The following is a 15,980-nucleotide window of genomic DNA, read 5'->3' on the forward strand; positions in this document are numbered from 1 at the left end:
CTATCGCTGCTCCGAGATAAGCCGGAGCGCCTGCTGAATATTTACAGACTTTTTAACAAATTAGCCGTCAATACAAATCGCTAAGCTCCAGGCGTCGCAATTTCGGCGCCAGCTTGGCCGTCGCGGCCACTACGACCAGCGTCATCGCTCCGCCGAACACCACCGACGGCACCAGCCCCAACCAACGGGCAGCCAGACCGGACTCGAACGCGCCCAGCTCGTTGGAGGAACCGATGAAAATGCCGTTAATCGCCGCTACCCGGCCGCGTAGCGTATCCGGGGTAGCCAGCTGCATGATGGTGGAACGCATCACCACCGATACGCCGTCGAAACTGCCGGACAATACCAACAGTCCGGCGCCCATCCAGAAATCGCTGACCAGGGCGAACGCAATCATGCACAGGCCGAAGCCGGCTACCGCTGCCAATAGCCAACGGCCGGCATGATGGTTAATCGGGCGGCGGGCCAGTAGCAAGCCGGTGATCACCGCGCCCACAGCCGGCGCAGCGCGTAAAATGCCTAAACCTTCGGCGCCGTAATGATAAACGTCCTGAATAAAAGCCGGCAGCAAAGCCACCGCACCGCCGAACAACACTGCAAACATGTCCAAGCACTGAGCGCCGAGCACGATTTGGTTGTTGAATACGAAACGCAGTCCTTGGCCGATGCTGGCAAAAATAGGAGCCGCCTCGGCCGGCGGCGGTTGTTTGACGCGCAGCAGCAACAAGGCTAACCCGGCGATCAACGCCAAGCCGGCAGCAACGCCGTATGCTGCGGTTTTGCCGGCCCAGGCCACCAACACCCCGCCCAACGCCGGTCCCACGACCAATCCGAATTGAAACACCGCGCTGCCGACGCCGGCCGCTTTGGCGAAGGCTTCGCGCGGCAACACCAACGCGAACAACGCACTGTAAGTCGGCCCTAAAAAGGCACGGGCCAGGCCGGTGCAAGCAATCGAGCTATATATCCACCACACCGGATTGCCCGGCAGTCTAGCCCCGGCCACCCACACCAAGACTGCCGCATTCAGCGCCAACAACAAGCCGGCGAATATCCCGAACCAGCGCCGCGAATAATGATCGACCGCATAACCGGCAAACAGCGCGCAGCAAAAATATGGAATCACCTCGGCCAAACCGACCAAGCCCAGCGCCAGTGCATCGTGGGTCAATTCGTAAATATGCCAGCCTACCGTCGTGGCCATCACTTGATAAGCGAGCACGATCACGCCGCGGAAAATCAACAGATTGAAAAATGCCGAATGGGCGATGCCGAAAGCCATGCAGGTCCTTGATCAATACCCGGCGAATGCGCCGGCCGCAATTGGTGGAGTATTCTACTCGCTTATGCCCGCCGGGCCGGATAAGACAGGAAACCGGCAAATAGAAATGGGTGAGAACGGCGAATGTTGACGAGCGCAGATGCAAAAAAGCCAGCTTATCCCCGCCTTCAGCCGGTTGAAGGCGGGGATAACAAGCGCGTCAGCCGGTTTTATCGGTGAACCCGGTTCAGCTCGGCGGTGTATTGTCGTCGCTGAGTTTTTCGTTCTCGCGAGCTTTGTCTTCGCGGCTTTCTTTGGCCAGGGTCTTATTGATATAAAACGCTCCGACCAGCAAACCGATGACCAAACCGATTTCCAATATTGTGCGTAACATACTCATCATGGCGGCATTCTCCCGTTGGCTGTACGATAGCCGGCGCTAACTATACCGTAAATTGTACGGCTCACCATCCTTATGGTTTATGTGCAAAATAAACTGGCGCGTCATGGAATCGCGACAAACCGGCCGTCTTTATAGCAAGAGCCCAAACATGAAAATCCTCCATACCTCCGACTGGCATCTAGGCCATACGCTGAAAGGCTTCGAACACCAATGTTTTTTGGATTGGCTGCTGTTGCAGCTACGCGAACAAGACATCGACGCACTGTTGGTAACAGGCGACATTTTTGACAATGCCAACCCTTCCGCCGCCACGCAAAAGCAGTTATACCGGTTGCGGAGGTCGATAGCCTTACGACAAGCATGCAAGCACATTGGCTCAGCGCCAACAGGCTGCTGACGCGCTGAACACAGTCGAAAACCGGCTACCTCTGTTGATCGCCAGCCACGACCAAGCCGCCAAGATGCTCGATCTAGCCAAATTGGCCTGCAGCGAACGGGTGGAGGCACTGCGCGCCCAACTGCAACCGGACGCGGAATGTCCGGTGTGCGGCGCCAAACAACACCCGTTTGCCGAGCACGATCATCCGCTACGCCAAGAGTTGCAAATCTTGGCATCCGAAGTCGAGACCTGCCGGCACAATCGGCAGCAGGCGGAACAGGAGCGTCAGCGCTGGCAGCTGGACATCGCGCAATGCGACAAAACCCTTCAAGCCGGCGACGCCTCGCTGGCGGCATTACATCGGCAAATCGAGCCGCAACGCCACCAGTGGTCGGCAACTGCGGCAGAATTGGCGGCCTTGGACATAGCCGATGAAGGCATGTCGGCGTGGTTAGCCGGCGAAATTCAGGCGACCGAACAAGATTTGCACGCATTGGCCGAGCGTTTGAAAGCCATGAGCGCGGCATTGACGGCACGCGACCGGGCGCGGCAGACACCGGACCGACTCAAATCGGACCAACAGGCCTTGCAACAGCAGTTGGACCAAGCCGCAAGCGACCGGCAAGCAGCGCAGCAGGCATTGCTTAACGCCCGTGAAAAACGGCAGGCGCTAACCCTACAAAACGACAGTCCGTACTGAACGGCCGCTCGGTCGCCGATGTCGAGCGCGAGCTGGCAAATACAATGAACGCGGCCAAAACCGCGCTACAAACTGCCGCGACTGCAGCACAGCATGCCGCCACCCAAACAGCAACGGCGCAGGAAGCGCTCGCCGGACCGAGTGGCAAACCGCCGAATCGGCCGTGTCGCAATGGTTGCAAGCTTTTAACGCCGCCCGGCCCGCACAGCCTGCTTTTAAGCCCGACGATCTACGCCAACACTTGCAACGGGACGCCGCTTGGTTGAGCCGTGAGCGCGACGCCCTACAGCAGTTGGAGCAGGCACTGATGCAGGCGCAAACCGTGCTGGCCGAACGCCGCTGGCAATGCGAGCAGCATTTGCAGACCCGGCGTTCGCTGGAAAGCGGAGAAACCTTGGCATCGCAGCTGGCCGATCTTTCCGAGCGGCTTAACAGCCTGACGCAACGACTGGGCGATTTGCAAATGCAACGCCGGCTGGACGATGAGCGTTTGCAAGCCCTTGGCCGCAAAGTCGGAGTGATTTCGCACGTGCAGGAAATGACCGAGCGGATCGGAATCGGAATAGAAGTCAAACGAGTGGGCAGCGGTTTAAGCCGTATCAAAGTAATTGGACCGGCGGCGAGTCCTAATTGACGGATGACGACGTCGATCGGATAACCGACAATCACCCTCGCGCCGTCTTGTTTTAAGGGATCGTGCAGACCATTGCCCTAATGGCTTGCATCGTAGCCTAGCCACCATTTTGCGGCGCTGTTGGTGTATTATCCCTCAGCTTTGGCGTTTGCAACCTTCAGGATTACACCGATGAATACTGCCGCAACGCATACTTTAGAAAACCGCGACGCCCGCTGGCTGCTAAATATCGCCGCCGACGCCATGCTCATCGTAGATGCCGACGGGCGGATTTTACTGGCCAATCCGGCGGCCGAACGCCTATTCGGATACCAAAACGACGAATTTACAAACCTGCTGATCGAAGATTTGATTCCGGCCCGTTTCCGTAGCGCTCATAGCGAACGGCGCGCCGATTACGCCCGGCAGCCGGAGTCGCGCCGGATGGGCAGCGGTCTGGATTTGTTAGGCTTGCGCAAGGACGGCAGCGAGTTTGCCGCCGACGTCGGCATCAGTCCGGTAGGCAACGGCCAAGTATTGGCTACTATTTACGACGTAACCGCCCGCAAACGCCTGGAAGAAGAGCAAAAGCGCATGATCCACGAGCTGGAAAACGTCAACGAAGAACTAAAAAACTTTGCCTACGTGGTCTCGCACGATTTGAAAGCGCCGTTGCGCGCCATCGGCTCTCTGGCGGACTGGATCGCCGCCGACCAGCACGAACGGCTGGACGCCGAAGGCCAGGAACACCTGCGCTTGCTGATACAGCGGGTCCGCCGTCTGGATGCGTTGATCGACGGCGTATTGCGTTATTCCAGAGTCGGCAGGATTCAGGAAGCGGCCACCCCGGTCGACCTAGACCAATTGCTACACGAAGTCGTCGATTCGCTGGCGCCCCCGGCGCACGTGGCGGTGACGGTCAGCACGCCGCTGCCCGTGCTGCTGACCGAGCGCACCTGCATGCAACAGCTCCTACAAAACCTGCTCTCCAATGCGATTCGCTATCTGGATAAAGCCGAAGGCCGCATAACGGTCGGCTGCCAGGAATGGCCCGACCACTGGCAGCTGAGTGTGGCCGATAACGGTCCCGGTATCGAAGCCCGCCATTTCGAACGCATCTTTCAATTGTTTCAGACCTTGAATCCGCGCGACCGGGTCGAGAGCACCGGGGTGGGGCTGTCCATCGTCAAGAAAATCGTCGAGCAACACGGCGGCCGAGTCTGGCTGGAATCCACGGTCGGCCAAGGCAGTACCTTTTATTTCACGATACCGAAACACACTTAGCAATCCACCGAACCCGGTTTAAACGATGAGAATCAAGAACAATCCTATCCTGCTGATAGAAGACGACAGCGTAGACGCGATGACGGTCAAACGCGCGCTAAAGGAGTTGCGCGTAACCAATCCTTTGCAATGGAAGGAAAACGGCGAAGAAGGTTTGGCTTATTTACAGCAGCCCGGCCACGAGCAACCGTGCCTGATCCTGCTCGATCTCAATATGCCGGTCATGAATGGCATCGAGTTTTTGCAAAACTTCAAAAGTTTGCCGGAATTGCGGCGCATCCCGGTAATTGCCTTGACAACCTCGGACGAACAGGAGGACAAGGTGGAGAGTTTTGAATTAGGCGTGGCGGGCTACATGCGTAAACCGGTGGAATATCAACAATTCGTCGAAATCATCCGTACCATAGACGCCTATTGGACCATCAGCGAGTCGCCGTTATGACAGCGGCACCGTCCAAACCGCAAATACGCCTGCTGTTGGTCGAGGACGATCAAATCGACCGCATGGCCTGCCGGCGCGCCCTGGCGCAACATCAGGATTGCGAATTTGTGTTGTTCGAAGCCGAAACCGGCAACGAGGGCTTGAACTACGCCCGTAACGAATCCATCGATTGCATCTTGCTCGACTACCACTTGCCCGACATCAGCGGCGTCGATTTTCTGGCCGAACTGGCGGAAGATACCGGCGATTTGCCGATGCCGGTAGTCATGTTGACCGGCTCCGATAACGCCATGATAGCGGTGGACGCCTTGAAATCCGGCGCCCGCGACTATGTCGTCAAAGGCGCCGGACCGGACGGCGACGCCCTGCAATGGTTGCCGGCCGTCGTGATGCGGGCGCTGCGCGAACAGCGCGCCATCAGGGAAAAAGTCGAAGCCTCCGAGTTGCTGCGGGAGGCGGAAGCCAAATACCGCTGTTTGGTGGAACAGATGCCGGCGATTACCTATATCGCCTCGCTGGAACAACCGGGCAAGCTACTCTACGTCAGTCCGCAAATCCGGCAACTCGGATATCGGGCCGAAGAATGGCTGGCCGAAGCGGACGGCATATTGAAATGGGTACATAACGACGACCGTCAGGCCACCATAGAAGCCTTCTCGGCCACCTACGAAAGTCATACCCCGCTACATTGCGAATACCGGGTACTCACGCGCGACGGCCGGACCCGCTGGCTGCTGGACGAAGCCAACGTGGTGCGCCCTGAAAATCGCGGTGCCCTGTATCTGCAAGGCTTGTTGATCGACATCACCACCGAAAAGGAAAACGAACAAGAGCTGTTTTATTACCGGCGCCGGCTGGAAGAACTGGTGGCGCAACGCACCGAACAATTGGAAAAGCAAAGCGCGATACTCGAATCGGCCAATGCCCGCATGGACCACGAATTGTGCGAGCGCAAACGGGCGGAAGCGGCCTTGCGCAACAGCGAAGCGCGTTTTCGCCTGTTACTGGAATCGGTCGGCGACGGTATCATCGGCGTCGACGCCGACGGCATCTGCACCTTCGTCAACAAAGCGGCCTTGAACCTGTTGGGCCTTGCCCCGGAACAACTTCTGGATCAACACGTCTGGCGCGCGATACAGCCCGAACTCAGCCCCGCCCAACCGCAATCCTGCGCACACGAGGCTCTGCGCAACGGCCAAACGGCTAAGGAAATCTTGGCACTGCGCCGGCCGGACGGCACAAGCATAAGCGTGGAATGCACCGCTCAGCCGATGCAACCGGACGGCAAAACCGTTGGCGCGGTGTTGGTTTTTCGTAGCGTGGAGTGATTTTAGTTGGGATCGAGCCTGACTCAAGGCTCGAGTAACGATAAACGCTATTTTGATAGTGTAACCGCGCCCGGTAGACAGATTGTCACGCCGAGGTAAAGCACATCCCTAAGCTACGGCCAATATTCAAGGGTTGGGGCCCCTCATTCATGATCTTCTATTGGCAAAACCTGACGATATAAGTCAGCAGAATGACGTCTGCCTTTTGCTGAAAAGCGATCACCATTGGTTCACCGCGCTTTGCAGACCGCATCTTCGTGTAACTGACAAAACTTTGAGTGTTACCCCCACCGGCACCAGAGTTTTTTGAATTAACTTTAACTTTATGCTGCCAATAGCACAATCCCGATAATCCACTTCTGCTTTGGGAAACAGAACGCAAGAAACCTTATCCAATTCGGATGGCACTGTTAAAACATTTCTTCGGCAATATGACACATTAAATCGCTTAGTAAGACAATCAACTGCACTTGGTGCCGATACACAATACAGCTACGACCGTGAAGGTCACGTACTTGAACGCACAAATACGTTAGGACATACCGTAAGTTATGCCTACGATGCAGCATACCGCATTAGCCAATTGACTGATCCAAGTGGAAATTCGACTTATTTTCAATATAACGAGCAGAATTTTATAACCCAGGTTACCGATCCTAAAGGATGGGTAACAAAATACGACTACAATGCACTGGGCGATTTACTTCAAGTGGAATCACCCGACCAGGGAGTTACAGAATATTCTTATGATTTATCGGGAAATCTAAAAACCCGTGTCGACGCAAGAGGCGCAAAACTCGAATATACCTATGATGCATTGGATAGGCCGAAAAAGTTAACCGCCAATAAAGTCGATGGCGTCAAGCCGCGAGAGGTTGTCAGCTGGAAATATGACGAAAATCAAAACGGTACCGGCCGCTTGACTACCATGAGCGACGAGTCCGGCGACACTTCATTTGAATATGATAGTCATGGCCGATTAATCAAAGCTACGCAAGCTAGCAAATACGGCAAAGCCACGCTCACACAATCCGTCAAATATCGCTACGACTCAAACGGTCGCCCGGATCATCTGACTTACCCGTCCGGCACAGTTGTTAGCTATGATTACGATAATCAAGGCCGAATTCATCAGCTGAATATCAACGATAAACCGGTGCTTGAAAACATAGTCTATCAACCATTCGGTCCACCAGTCGCTTGGCTCAGCAACGGGAGACAGTACACTCGCACATTTGATGCGGATGGCGATATAAGTGAATATTCGCTAGGGAATAATGATCGTACTATTGAATACGACCAAGGCAAACGCATTACTGCTTATCTCCATAATGATTCACGGCTCGATCGCAGCTTCGATTACGACGACAATGATAGAATAATTTCGGATACGGCTAATAGCGGCGAAATATTTAACTATGAATATGATGCCAACGGCAATCGCCTTAGTCATTCCATCAACAATTCAAACACTTTATATACAATCAACAACAAAAACAATCGGTTAGTAAATTCTACGGGTGCGATAAAAAAGGCTTACGCTTACGACAAAGCGGGTAATATCCTTTCGGATGGAAATATACTGTATTATTGGGATGCATTCGGGCATTTAGTCGAAACAAAAAACTCTACAACCCATTACGAATATTTTTATAATGGCTTCGGTCAACGTATCATGAAAAATAATGCTGAACTAAGTAATGCACCGTATCGATTTATATACGATAAAGCCGGGCATTTATTGGGGGAATACGACAAGTTCGGCCGTGTAAGACAAGAAACTGTCTGGCTTGGCGATATTCCGGTTGCCGTGATCGATAATGCAAAAATTTACACCATAGATACCGACCACCTAAACACCCCGAGGGTGATTTTAGATAGTTCGAACAAGCCCGTATGGCGCTGGGATAATAGCGACGCGTTTGGATCCATTTTACCGAATAACGATCCGGATAAAGACGGCAAAAAATTCGAATACAACTTACGCTTTCCCGGACAATATTTCGACCAGGAAACCGGGTTATTTTATAACTATTTTAGATACTACGATCCCAAGCTAGGCCGCTATCGACAAAGCGATTTAATTGGTTTAAAAGGGGGCATTAATACTTATACCTATGTTAGCAACAACCCATTACGGTATATCGACCCTCTTGGCTTGACTCAATATGATAACGTTGCAAGGGAGTTAGCAGTCGAATCACAACTTGATCTTAGTTTTCCAGATAGCTATAAAAGTTATGGACCTTAAAAAAACTGATGATGGCGGGGAAATTCTCGGCAACACAATTCCTGGTCTTGGAACGCAACTTGATGACCAATACCTAAAACCTCTTTCAAACTCTAAAGCTGCAGGGCTTCTAGATACGGTCATTCATGAGGCAGTTCACTTCAGTCTTGACCCAAATGATCCGCGTCAAATTGATGGAAATAGAAGTGGCTATCCATACGATCAAGCAAGGGAGCGAACAACTAGAGATTTAATTAAAAAATTCAATAGAATTAGAAAGTTGCCTAATTGTGACAAAATGTGCTGTAAATAGGTGTATGTATGAATTTAATCCAAATATTAAAGGCTTTGTTATCTGTTGTAATTATTTGTAACATAAGCTTTGCTTTTGCTGAATCAAACTCAAAAAGTAAAAAAAGAGTGAGAGGTATCCATAAGCCAATACAGCTTGTAATTGCAGCATCAAATAAAGATGATGATAACTTAGAGCGTGGAATATACTTCTTCAAAATTCATTGCGCCTTAGAGAGTTGTAGCGTTGAACGCATTTCTCTTAATGAATGTGCAAATGACAAAAACGGTAATCTAAGCTTTACACCAGCGGTTTATACTTGGGCTTCATGGGCGGGATTTTTAGAAGCCGATCTCAACGGCAATGTTCTTGATCTAACAATATTTCAAGGAACACACCGTCAATTACCTGCAAAGATGGAGTTGGAATTAGATTTTTCTAATGCACAAGCTGTCCAACTCAAATCTTTCAAAGCAACTGGATTCATTGATTTTAAGAAATGGCCTGATACCGATAACTGGATTGAATACGTTCCGTTGAAAGGAGATCAAACTAAACAGTTAAATTGCCCTGTATTTTTACCAGGAATCTCATCAGAGAAAAAATAACGTTACGACCCAATAGATGCGCCTATGACGGGGTGATCAAAACATATATACCTATATTAGTAACAACCCGTTACGGTATATCGATCCTTACGGTTTAGCTCAGTTCGGATATAGGCCTTTGGGCGATGGAAACAATAGTTTTTTTCCTGGTGATATTCCAAACGGTTCATCTAACCTTCAGAAGGCTCATGAGCAACTATGGTTCGACGACTATCCTAACAGGCTGTTGATTTTATCTCCCCTGTAACCCGCATTGGCTGGTTGAGTCAGATGTGTTGGTAAATCATAAAGTATTGTTCTAAATGATAAAATAGTTCTATCTCCAATATATTGCACTGTCCCCATGCGCGGCGCCGACATTACTCAAGAAGACCTGTTCAGTTACCGAACCCTGGAAAGCCGGATTCCCAAAAAGCATCCGCTACGCAAGCTGCGTCAAGTGGTCGACTTGTTGCTCGCCACGCTAAACGACGAGTTCGACGCGCTCTACGCTCGTCGCGGTCGAGATTCCATTCCGCCGGAACGCTTGTTGCGCGCCAGTTTGTTGCAAGTGCTATTTTCCATCCGTTCGGAACGGCAACTGGTGGAGCATATCGACTTCAACCTCTTGTACCGCTGATTTGTCGGCTTGACGATAGATGACGAGGTGTGGGATCACTCGACCTTCAGCGCCAACCGCGACCGTTTGCTCAACGAACGGATCAGTCGTTTGTTTTTCGAACGGGTACTGGCCTTGGCCGAGTGGAAACAGCTGATCTCTGACGAGCATTTCTCGGTGGACGGCACGCTGATTCAAGCTTGGGCCTCGCACAAAAGTTTCGTCAAAAAAGACGGCTCGACCCCGCCGCCGGAAGACGGCGGCCGCAATCCCACGGTCAACTTCAAGGGCGAGAAACGCAGCAACGAAACCCACGCATCACGCACCGATCCCGATGCCCGGTTGTACAAAAAGAGCGAGGGCGACAAGTCTCAGCTGGCTTTCCTCGGTCATGCCTTGATGGAGAACCGTAATGGCTTGGTCGTCGACGTCGAAGTCACCCAGGCCACCGGCACCGCAGAACGCGAGGAGGCCCATGCCATGGTCAAACGCACGATCCACAAACCGGGCGCGACCTTGGCCGCCGACAAAAATTACGATACGCAGGATTTTGTCGCCAAGTTACGCCAGCGCAAAGTCACGCCGCATGTCGCCAGCAAAGACAAAGGCTCCGCCATTGACGGTCGCACAACCCGGCACGACGGTTACCGTAAAAGTCTCAAAATCCGTAAGCGGATCGAAGAAGTCTTCGGTTGGGCCAAGACAGTCGGCCCGCTACGCCAAACCAAGTTCCGGGGGTTAAAGAAGGTCGCCGCGCAAACGATTTTTACCTTTGCCGCCTATAACCTGACGCGCATGGGTACCATTTTCGGCTGGCGATACAGTACCGCCTAGGCGGTGGTGCGCCTGAAATCCGCCAAAAGGCGGAATTTAACGCCCTTCGGGGCGAATATAACCGGCTAAAACCGGTTTTTGAGGTGTGATCGGGCTTCCAGAAGCCCAACAAAACCAAAAAATGGTTTTGAAGCCGAAGGCATATAGGCAAATTTCAACACCCTGCTAGATGGTTTTTTCATTACTTACCTCCAGATAAGGTATAAAACATAACGTTCGAGGTAACGCGGGGCCGGCAGCGTGCCGCCAAGCCCGCCGGAGGGATGATAGACAAAGCCCGCAGGCGGGCTTGGCAGCACGCCGCTGGGCCTCGCGTTGACCGAGGGGTTAGGTTTCACTTTGGGCCCGGCACTTCGACCACGCTAATAGTTGCCTTGTTTCCGTACCAGTCGACCCGAGACAAGATGAGCTGGTAGTTTGTCTTCTCGTGCGAGTACGACCATGCCGTGCCCGGCTTGACATCGGAGAGTTCGCGCGTTTGCGACCCGGGTAGGGTGAGCATCAGCGTAGCTGTTCTGTCGTTCGTGACGTTGGCAAGTCCAACGGAAGCGAGCGTCTTGCGGTCCATGAAGGTCTCGCCCAGATTGATGGTCTGGCTGACGCTGTATGGTGAGCTGGCAAGACCGCCGGAAGCCTGCATGCCGGAGGAAGTGCTTGCCGCCAGCTGAGCCTTCAGTTGGGCTGCTTCCTCTGCAGCCGTCTTCAATCGCGCTTCGAGGTGCGGAATCGTATTCGGGGTCGCCGTCAGCCACTCTAGGTACTTTCTGTTCTCTTCGCGTAGCCGAGAGAGCTCTACTTCAAGCACCTCTGTCTTCGCCTTGTAGTTTTCGGCTTGAGCCTTGTGCACTGCGACCTTGTTCTCATCGAAGAGGAAGGCGAAGGCCGCCCACACGACGGCTGCCACGACTAGCGTGTGAACAATGATTGATCTTGTGGGGTGATCTTCGAACCAGTTCGCCATAGTGCGCGTTGTGAAACCTAACGCCCGCATTAACCCGCGTGCAAAAGCGACGCGCAGCGAGGCTTTTGCACGTCGGCGTTGAATGCGTTGTTAGGGACTCTTGGGTACAGCATGATTGTTGACCCTAATTTCCGAATGCCATACCGACAATGAGAAGGAATGTGACCGCAAGAAACACAAACCCCATTGCTCTAATCCGGGCCTCGTTTGCGTAAAAGTAGCCACCGCTGATCATGCTTTCGGACCATCCACGCTTACGTCGAAAACGAAGCACGGCACCCGGATTAATCGAACACCACAAGCCATGCGCCGCCATGATCGTGAGAAACACATAAGGGAAGATCGACTTCATTGCTCCTCAAGTCCCTAACGTGGAGCTAACCGGCGCCGGAGCGCGCAGCGCGAAGGGAACCCAAAAAGCGCAGCTTTTTGGGCGTCCGTGTTGAGCGCAGGGTTATGCGTCATTGTGCCAACCTAAGCCAAAGTGGCCTAAATGGCAGCGCGATCACGCTAGCCACTACGAACAGGCCCGGCGCCATGAACAAAAAACCCCAATCACCCTCAACGGCCACTGCCCACAGGGCGCAGAAGAGAAATGAAACGAGGGCCAGAAGGATGAATAGGGAACGGTAAAAACGTGAGCGCGAAAGTTTATTACGACTGTGCAAGTAGCGAGCCACTGTTGGAAATGCAATTGCCGTGAAACAAACCGAATAAAAGACAGCCGCCACCATAACAGCAAAACCCTGTGCTTCACTGGCTTCGATAGCAGTGCCACTGACGCTGAGGATTGCAACAACGAACAGAAACAGCGGGGCAGCCATGACGGCAAGTGTAGTGCCGATAGTGGCCCGGAAATACCGAGGCGGCTGAGAGAGGTAAGTGTCAGGCTGACGCATAACGTGGAGATGAGGGGCGGCCGGAGCCGCAGGCGGAGGGAACCGCAAGCGCCAGCTTGCGGACGTCCCTCTCGATTGCAGGGTTAGACAGCACTCGCGAACAGGAATGGGTACTGATCTTCACAATACTCCTTCAGCATTGCGTAAATTGCTTCGTCGCCATCTTTCGCACTGGAGTGCTGAGTGACGCAAAGATAGTAATTGAGATTCTCATGCTTGGCAAAGATGAGCCACTCCCCGGTCAAATTCTTCTTTTTTGCTCTTTGCTCATACCCACCCATGGTGAATTCGTGGGAGAGCCGCCCTTGCCAGCCATGAATCGTTGGGTTTTTCTCTTCCTCTTCGGCCACCCGTGAACACAACTCGCCAAATTTCGGGGAGGTTTCATAGGCCAGTCCCCAATGATTGACTAGGTTCTGCATTAAAAACCTAGCGTCGAAAAAGTGAGCTTTCCAAAATCCCTGTAACGGCTGATGTTTGAAAGGCTCTTCACCCTTTACGCAACTTCCCGAACGCCCAACCCCCTCCAGAGTCTGGATCACGTCTGTTACGGAGAAGTAGTTGAACGTGCGGTGTTTGCTTATCGAAGTCAGTTGTGCGAGTAAGAGATGGCTAAGACGAGCGCAGTCAACTCTGCACAGTCCCACATTGTCGTCTTGAAAAAGCGCAACGTCTTCTTCCGTGATGTGAAGGCGACGACACAACTCTGAGTAAACGTTCATGCGGTCTAACGCCGAGCTAAGGGGCGCGCAGCGAAGCGGAGCGTCCCTTTGAGCGCCGTGTTATGCGAATTTATCTTTTTCCCCTTGCCCATTCTCTTAGCTGCTGTATTTTGGTTGATGTATCAGTGGTGTTGTAGAAAGAAAACGAGCCAGAGCAAGCAAAAACGAGCCCGTTTGATTCTTTGTTAAGAAATATTACATATTCCCAGCCGGGCCGAAGGCCCAGCATGCAGTTTCCATTGGCGAACGGTAATTCTTTTAGGAAATTTGGAGAAAACTTTTTGCCTTTAAATACTTCCTTTTCTTCGAAAGAGATGCGGGCATATTCACCATGAGCCATATCGATAATGTCAGAATCGGCATTTCCTAATTCACTCACATCCCTAAGTTCTGCGACAGTGATTTTTACATGCGCGACATAGTCGGCCTTGATATATAGGCTTTGCTTGGTTTCACCACCTACACATTTGCAGGCTAAGACAGCTTCCACTGGAAGCACAGTCAAAATAAAAGCTACAAAAATCGAGGGAAAAACTTTAAACATTGTCCTGTAAGCTGTATGCATAACGTTTGACATGAGCTGCATGACCCGGCTTGCCGGGGCATGTCAGCTCGATGGAAGGGTTAGGCGTCACAGCCACGCGCCTGAGGAAAGAGTTGGAAGACGAAGGATGCCTTCTCCCACTCGGGGTCATTCTCCATTCGATAGTTCCATTGCCGCTGCCATGTGCGGCTGTGAAGAAGGGTTTGGAGTTCGGTATGAGCGACCTCTGGATCATGGACTTGGAACATCAGTTCACGCGCCTCATTCCAGGTGCTTCGAGCCAGGAACATTGCGTTCTCAGCTCCTTGTTCGGTTCGCCCCTTGAGAACAACGGATTCGATCTCGTCGCCCAGATCGAACAGGAGTTTGCTCTCCTTTTCCGACGGCATGCCGTTCTCGATTAGTTCCTCGGCTTCTATCGTGATGCAGAGGTGCCAAGGGAAGATCGCTGTGTGCTGGAAGGCGAGCAACGCATCGTTGACCACGATTACCTCGGGAAGCCCGTCTCGCTTGGAGTTGAACAGCGTGTAGTGCGGCTCGGGTAAGTCGATGGTGATTTCGTGGTCCGGCATTTGGTGACGCCTAACGACAAGTATAACCGGCCAAAAAAAGCGGAGCGGAGCGTAGCTTTTTATGGTCCGAGTTTATGCGCTTGTTATGTGTTTTTCTCATCGCTCCACCGCTTTAGTATTTCACCATGCCCAACAATTTTGCCTCCTTCGCGAAGGGTGAATGTTGCACCAGGAATAACATCTTCATATACGTTGTCGGGAAAATACATTAGTGCCATCACTACATGTATTCTTTCATTTACTGGTACAAATTCAACTTCTGGCCCTTCTATGAAAGCGACTCCCTGATACTTTTCAGTCAAAGTTCTAGGATGCTCAGGAGTAACCTCCACAATTGCTTCTCGTTGATTTCGGTCACCTATGACAATATGGGACCGATAAATTCCACCGAAAGCTGCTCCCGATAATGGAGATATTCGTCCACCATCTTCCGTACTCAACATTACTATTTCAGCTTCGATTTTTTCCATGGCTACACATAACGACCAAGCTAACAGGCCGGCGCGGTAGCGCCGGTCATGTTGAGCGACTGGTTAGCGCTAGGTGCAAGCCAGCCATAGAATATGGTGCGGAGAGGAGGAATCGAACCTCCTGCGTTCTCTCTCGGCAAGTAGCACAAATTCATGAACGTAAATCTCTCGCTTGGGTTGGAATTTTCTCTCACCAGAGACTCCGCAGGAACGCAATTCCGCACCAAACACATGCCATTACTTGAGTAAAGATAGCGAATGAGTTTTCCATAATTACCTCCACAAAGGTTGAGATTACACCAAAGACAGAAGCGAAGACTTCCAACCCAAACGAGATTGCAACGTGCACTTCAATGTGTACTTGTATATCCAAGCCTGAAATGTTGGTAACGATATCATAAGGCGCTAACGCTTCGCATCACCGGCAGCAAAAAGCAGAGCGACGAGGAACGAGGAGCGCCGCTTTTTGCTGTCCGAGTGCATGCGATTGTTAGGGCTTTGCATGCACTTTGCCATAAACCTCAAGCCTTTCCGCTTCGGACTTACAGGAATCGAAGCGTTCAAACAGACCGAACGCATATAGCCTTTCATTCATTGTCATTCCGCCGATGCCGTGAATTGCATCATCTCTGAACGAAGACCAGAGCCTATATGCCTTTGAATGTTCCGCCTCTTTCGATATCCAGACGTTGCCAAAGAAGCGCTCGACCATATTTTCGAGCACCTCGGCATTTCGATCATCGCCTTTCCATTCCTCAATGTATTTTGCGAGATCTCGGACGGCCTTCTCGTCAGAAACAGCGCACAGTTCGTTCGCAAGTTCATCGAGGGTCATTTCAA

At 52.1% G+C, this 15,980-nt stretch carries 18 protein-coding genes and 1 pseudogene; 10 read left to right on the forward strand and 9 right to left on the reverse strand.

Annotation, left to right across the window (positions count from 1 at the left end; genetic code table 11):
* Positions 1 to 67: 67 nt before the first annotated feature.
* Together F1E05_RS16760 and F1E05_RS20325 are read right to left on the reverse strand one after the other, a co-directional pair.
* Positions 68 to 1,282 carry an MFS transporter gene (locus F1E05_RS16760; protein ID WP_150050473.1) on the reverse strand — a complete coding sequence of 405 codons (1,215 nt, stop codon included), beginning with the start codon at positions 1,280 to 1,282 and terminating at the stop codon, positions 68 to 70.
* Positions 1,283 to 1,508: 226 nt separating this feature from the next.
* Positions 1,509 to 1,664: a hypothetical protein gene (locus F1E05_RS20325; RefSeq protein WP_190303175.1), complete on the reverse strand. Its 156-nt coding sequence runs from the start codon at positions 1,662 to 1,664 to the stop codon at positions 1,509 to 1,511.
* A gap of 148 nt (positions 1,665 to 1,812) precedes the next feature.
* On the opposite strand from F1E05_RS20325, the gene F1E05_RS16765 reads away from it, so the two are divergent.
* From F1E05_RS16765 to F1E05_RS16810, 10 genes and pseudogenes are all read left to right on the forward strand, one after another.
* Positions 1,813 to 2,061 carry a metallophosphoesterase family protein gene (locus F1E05_RS16765; protein ID WP_150050475.1) on the forward strand — a complete coding sequence of 83 codons (249 nt, stop codon included), beginning with the start codon at positions 1,813 to 1,815 and terminating at the stop codon, positions 2,059 to 2,061.
* Complete coding sequence (locus F1E05_RS16770) at positions 2,036 to 2,743, forward strand: hypothetical protein (protein WP_150050477.1); 708 nt, start codon at positions 2,036 to 2,038, stop codon at positions 2,741 to 2,743. Before F1E05_RS16765 ends, F1E05_RS16770 begins: the two co-directional genes overlap by 26 nt.
* Before the next feature lie 163 nt (positions 2,744 to 2,906).
* Positions 2,907 to 3,377, forward strand: a complete 471-nt coding sequence (locus tag F1E05_RS16775) for a P-loop NTPase family protein (RefSeq protein WP_150050479.1) — start codon at positions 2,907 to 2,909, stop codon at positions 3,375 to 3,377.
* Positions 3,378 to 3,548: 171 nt separating this feature from the next.
* Positions 3,549 to 4,640 carry a sensor histidine kinase gene (locus tag F1E05_RS16780; RefSeq protein WP_150050481.1) on the forward strand — a complete coding sequence of 364 codons (1,092 nt, stop codon included), beginning with the start codon at positions 3,549 to 3,551 and terminating at the stop codon, positions 4,638 to 4,640.
* 25 nt (positions 4,641 to 4,665) lie between these two features.
* A complete protein-coding gene (locus tag F1E05_RS16785) occupies positions 4,666 to 5,082 on the forward strand; it encodes a response regulator (protein ID WP_150050483.1) in 417 nt (138 codons plus the stop codon).
* The gene (locus tag F1E05_RS16790) at positions 5,079 to 6,410 is read left to right on the forward strand and encodes a PAS domain S-box protein (protein ID WP_150050485.1); all 1,332 of its coding nucleotides are present in this window, start codon (positions 5,079 to 5,081) and stop codon (positions 6,408 to 6,410) included. Before F1E05_RS16785 ends, F1E05_RS16790 begins: the two co-directional genes overlap by 4 nt.
* 364 nt (positions 6,411 to 6,774) lie before the next feature.
* A complete protein-coding gene (locus F1E05_RS20765) occupies positions 6,775 to 8,661 on the forward strand; it encodes an RHS repeat-associated core domain-containing protein (protein WP_150050487.1) in 1,887 nt (628 codons plus the stop codon).
* On the forward strand, positions 8,651 to 8,953 hold the full coding sequence (locus tag F1E05_RS16800; protein ID WP_150050489.1) for a hypothetical protein: 303 nt from the start codon (positions 8,651 to 8,653) through the stop codon (positions 8,951 to 8,953). The genes F1E05_RS20765 and F1E05_RS16800 overlap by 11 nt, the downstream gene beginning before the upstream one ends.
* A gap of 8 nt (positions 8,954 to 8,961) precedes the next feature.
* Positions 8,962 to 9,540, forward strand: a complete 579-nt coding sequence (locus tag F1E05_RS16805; RefSeq protein ID WP_150050491.1) for a hypothetical protein — start codon at positions 8,962 to 8,964, stop codon at positions 9,538 to 9,540.
* 343 nt (positions 9,541 to 9,883) lie between these two features.
* Positions 9,884 to 10,972 (forward strand): annotated as a pseudogene (locus F1E05_RS16810) (IS5 family transposase).
* A 334-nt stretch (positions 10,973 to 11,306) separates the two neighbouring features.
* Here F1E05_RS16810 and F1E05_RS16815 read toward each other — a convergent pair.
* The 7 genes from F1E05_RS16815 to F1E05_RS16845 all read right to left on the reverse strand — a co-directional run bounded on the left by F1E05_RS16815 (position 11,307) and on the right by F1E05_RS16845 (position 15,975).
* Positions 11,307 to 11,933 carry a hypothetical protein gene (locus F1E05_RS16815; RefSeq protein ID WP_150050493.1) on the reverse strand — a complete coding sequence of 209 codons (627 nt, stop codon included), beginning with the start codon at positions 11,931 to 11,933 and terminating at the stop codon, positions 11,307 to 11,309.
* 461 nt (positions 11,934 to 12,394) lie between these two features.
* Positions 12,395 to 12,757: a hypothetical protein gene (locus F1E05_RS16820; protein ID WP_150050495.1), complete on the reverse strand. Its 363-nt coding sequence runs from the start codon at positions 12,755 to 12,757 to the stop codon at positions 12,395 to 12,397.
* 158 nt (positions 12,758 to 12,915) lie between these two features.
* Positions 12,916 to 13,554 (reverse strand): hypothetical protein, encoded by a 639-nt coding sequence (locus F1E05_RS16825; RefSeq protein ID WP_150050497.1) that lies wholly within the window; start codon positions 13,552 to 13,554, stop codon positions 12,916 to 12,918.
* 70 nt (positions 13,555 to 13,624) lie between these two features.
* On the reverse strand, positions 13,625 to 14,098 hold the full coding sequence (locus tag F1E05_RS16830) for a hypothetical protein (RefSeq protein WP_150050499.1): 474 nt from the start codon (positions 14,096 to 14,098) through the stop codon (positions 13,625 to 13,627).
* A gap of 80 nt (positions 14,099 to 14,178) precedes the next feature.
* Positions 14,179 to 14,670 (reverse strand): DUF695 domain-containing protein, encoded by a 492-nt coding sequence (locus tag F1E05_RS16835; protein ID WP_150050501.1) that lies wholly within the window; start codon positions 14,668 to 14,670, stop codon positions 14,179 to 14,181.
* Between the two features lie 83 nt (positions 14,671 to 14,753).
* Positions 14,754 to 15,140 carry a hypothetical protein gene (locus tag F1E05_RS16840; protein WP_150047791.1) on the reverse strand — a complete coding sequence of 129 codons (387 nt, stop codon included), beginning with the start codon at positions 15,138 to 15,140 and terminating at the stop codon, positions 14,754 to 14,756.
* 490 nt (positions 15,141 to 15,630) lie between these two features.
* Positions 15,631 to 15,975, reverse strand: a complete 345-nt coding sequence (locus tag F1E05_RS16845; protein ID WP_150050503.1) for a hypothetical protein — start codon at positions 15,973 to 15,975, stop codon at positions 15,631 to 15,633.
* Between the last annotated feature and the right edge of the window lie 5 nt (positions 15,976 to 15,980).

It is taken from the genome of Methylomonas rhizoryzae, assembly GCF_008632455.1.
Taxonomy (GTDB): domain Bacteria; phylum Pseudomonadota; class Gammaproteobacteria; order Methylococcales; family Methylomonadaceae; genus Methylomonas; species Methylomonas rhizoryzae.

Excerpts from the sequence above, each read along its gene's own strand:
- F1E05_RS16815 (WP_150050493.1), bottom strand. The coding sequence starts at position 11,933 with ATGGCGAACTGGTTCGAAGATCACCCCACAAGATCAATCATTGTTCAC.
- F1E05_RS16835 (WP_150050501.1), bottom strand. The coding sequence starts at position 14,670 with ATGCCGGACCACGAAATCACCATCGACTTACCCGAGCCGCACTACACG.
- F1E05_RS20325 (WP_190303175.1), bottom strand. The coding sequence starts at position 1,664 with ATGATGAGTATGTTACGCACAATATTGGAAATCGGTTTGGTCATCGGT.
- F1E05_RS16800 (WP_150050489.1), top strand. The coding sequence starts at position 8,651 with ATGGACCTTAAAAAAACTGATGATGGCGGGGAAATTCTCGGCAACACA.
- F1E05_RS16820 (WP_150050495.1), bottom strand. The coding sequence starts at position 12,757 with ATGGCTGCCCCGCTGTTTCTGTTCGTTGTTGCAATCCTCAGCGTCAGT.
- F1E05_RS16840 (WP_150047791.1), bottom strand. The coding sequence starts at position 15,140 with ATGGAAAAAATCGAAGCTGAAATAGTAATGTTGAGTACGGAAGATGGT.
- F1E05_RS16805 (WP_150050491.1), top strand. The coding sequence starts at position 8,962 with ATGAATTTAATCCAAATATTAAAGGCTTTGTTATCTGTTGTAATTATT.
- F1E05_RS16765 (WP_150050475.1), top strand. The coding sequence starts at position 1,813 with ATGAAAATCCTCCATACCTCCGACTGGCATCTAGGCCATACGCTGAAA.
- F1E05_RS16760 (WP_150050473.1), bottom strand. The coding sequence starts at position 1,282 with ATGGCTTTCGGCATCGCCCATTCGGCATTTTTCAATCTGTTGATTTTC.
- F1E05_RS16830 (WP_150050499.1), bottom strand. The coding sequence starts at position 14,098 with ATGTTTAAAGTTTTTCCCTCGATTTTTGTAGCTTTTATTTTGACTGTG.
- F1E05_RS16825 (WP_150050497.1), bottom strand. The coding sequence starts at position 13,554 with ATGAACGTTTACTCAGAGTTGTGTCGTCGCCTTCACATCACGGAAGAA.
- F1E05_RS16780 (WP_150050481.1), top strand. The coding sequence starts at position 3,549 with ATGAATACTGCCGCAACGCATACTTTAGAAAACCGCGACGCCCGCTGG.
- F1E05_RS16785 (WP_150050483.1), top strand. The coding sequence starts at position 4,666 with ATGAGAATCAAGAACAATCCTATCCTGCTGATAGAAGACGACAGCGTA.
- F1E05_RS16845 (WP_150050503.1), bottom strand. The coding sequence starts at position 15,975 with ATGACCCTCGATGAACTTGCGAACGAACTGTGCGCTGTTTCTGACGAG.
- F1E05_RS16790 (WP_150050485.1), top strand. The coding sequence starts at position 5,079 with ATGACAGCGGCACCGTCCAAACCGCAAATACGCCTGCTGTTGGTCGAG.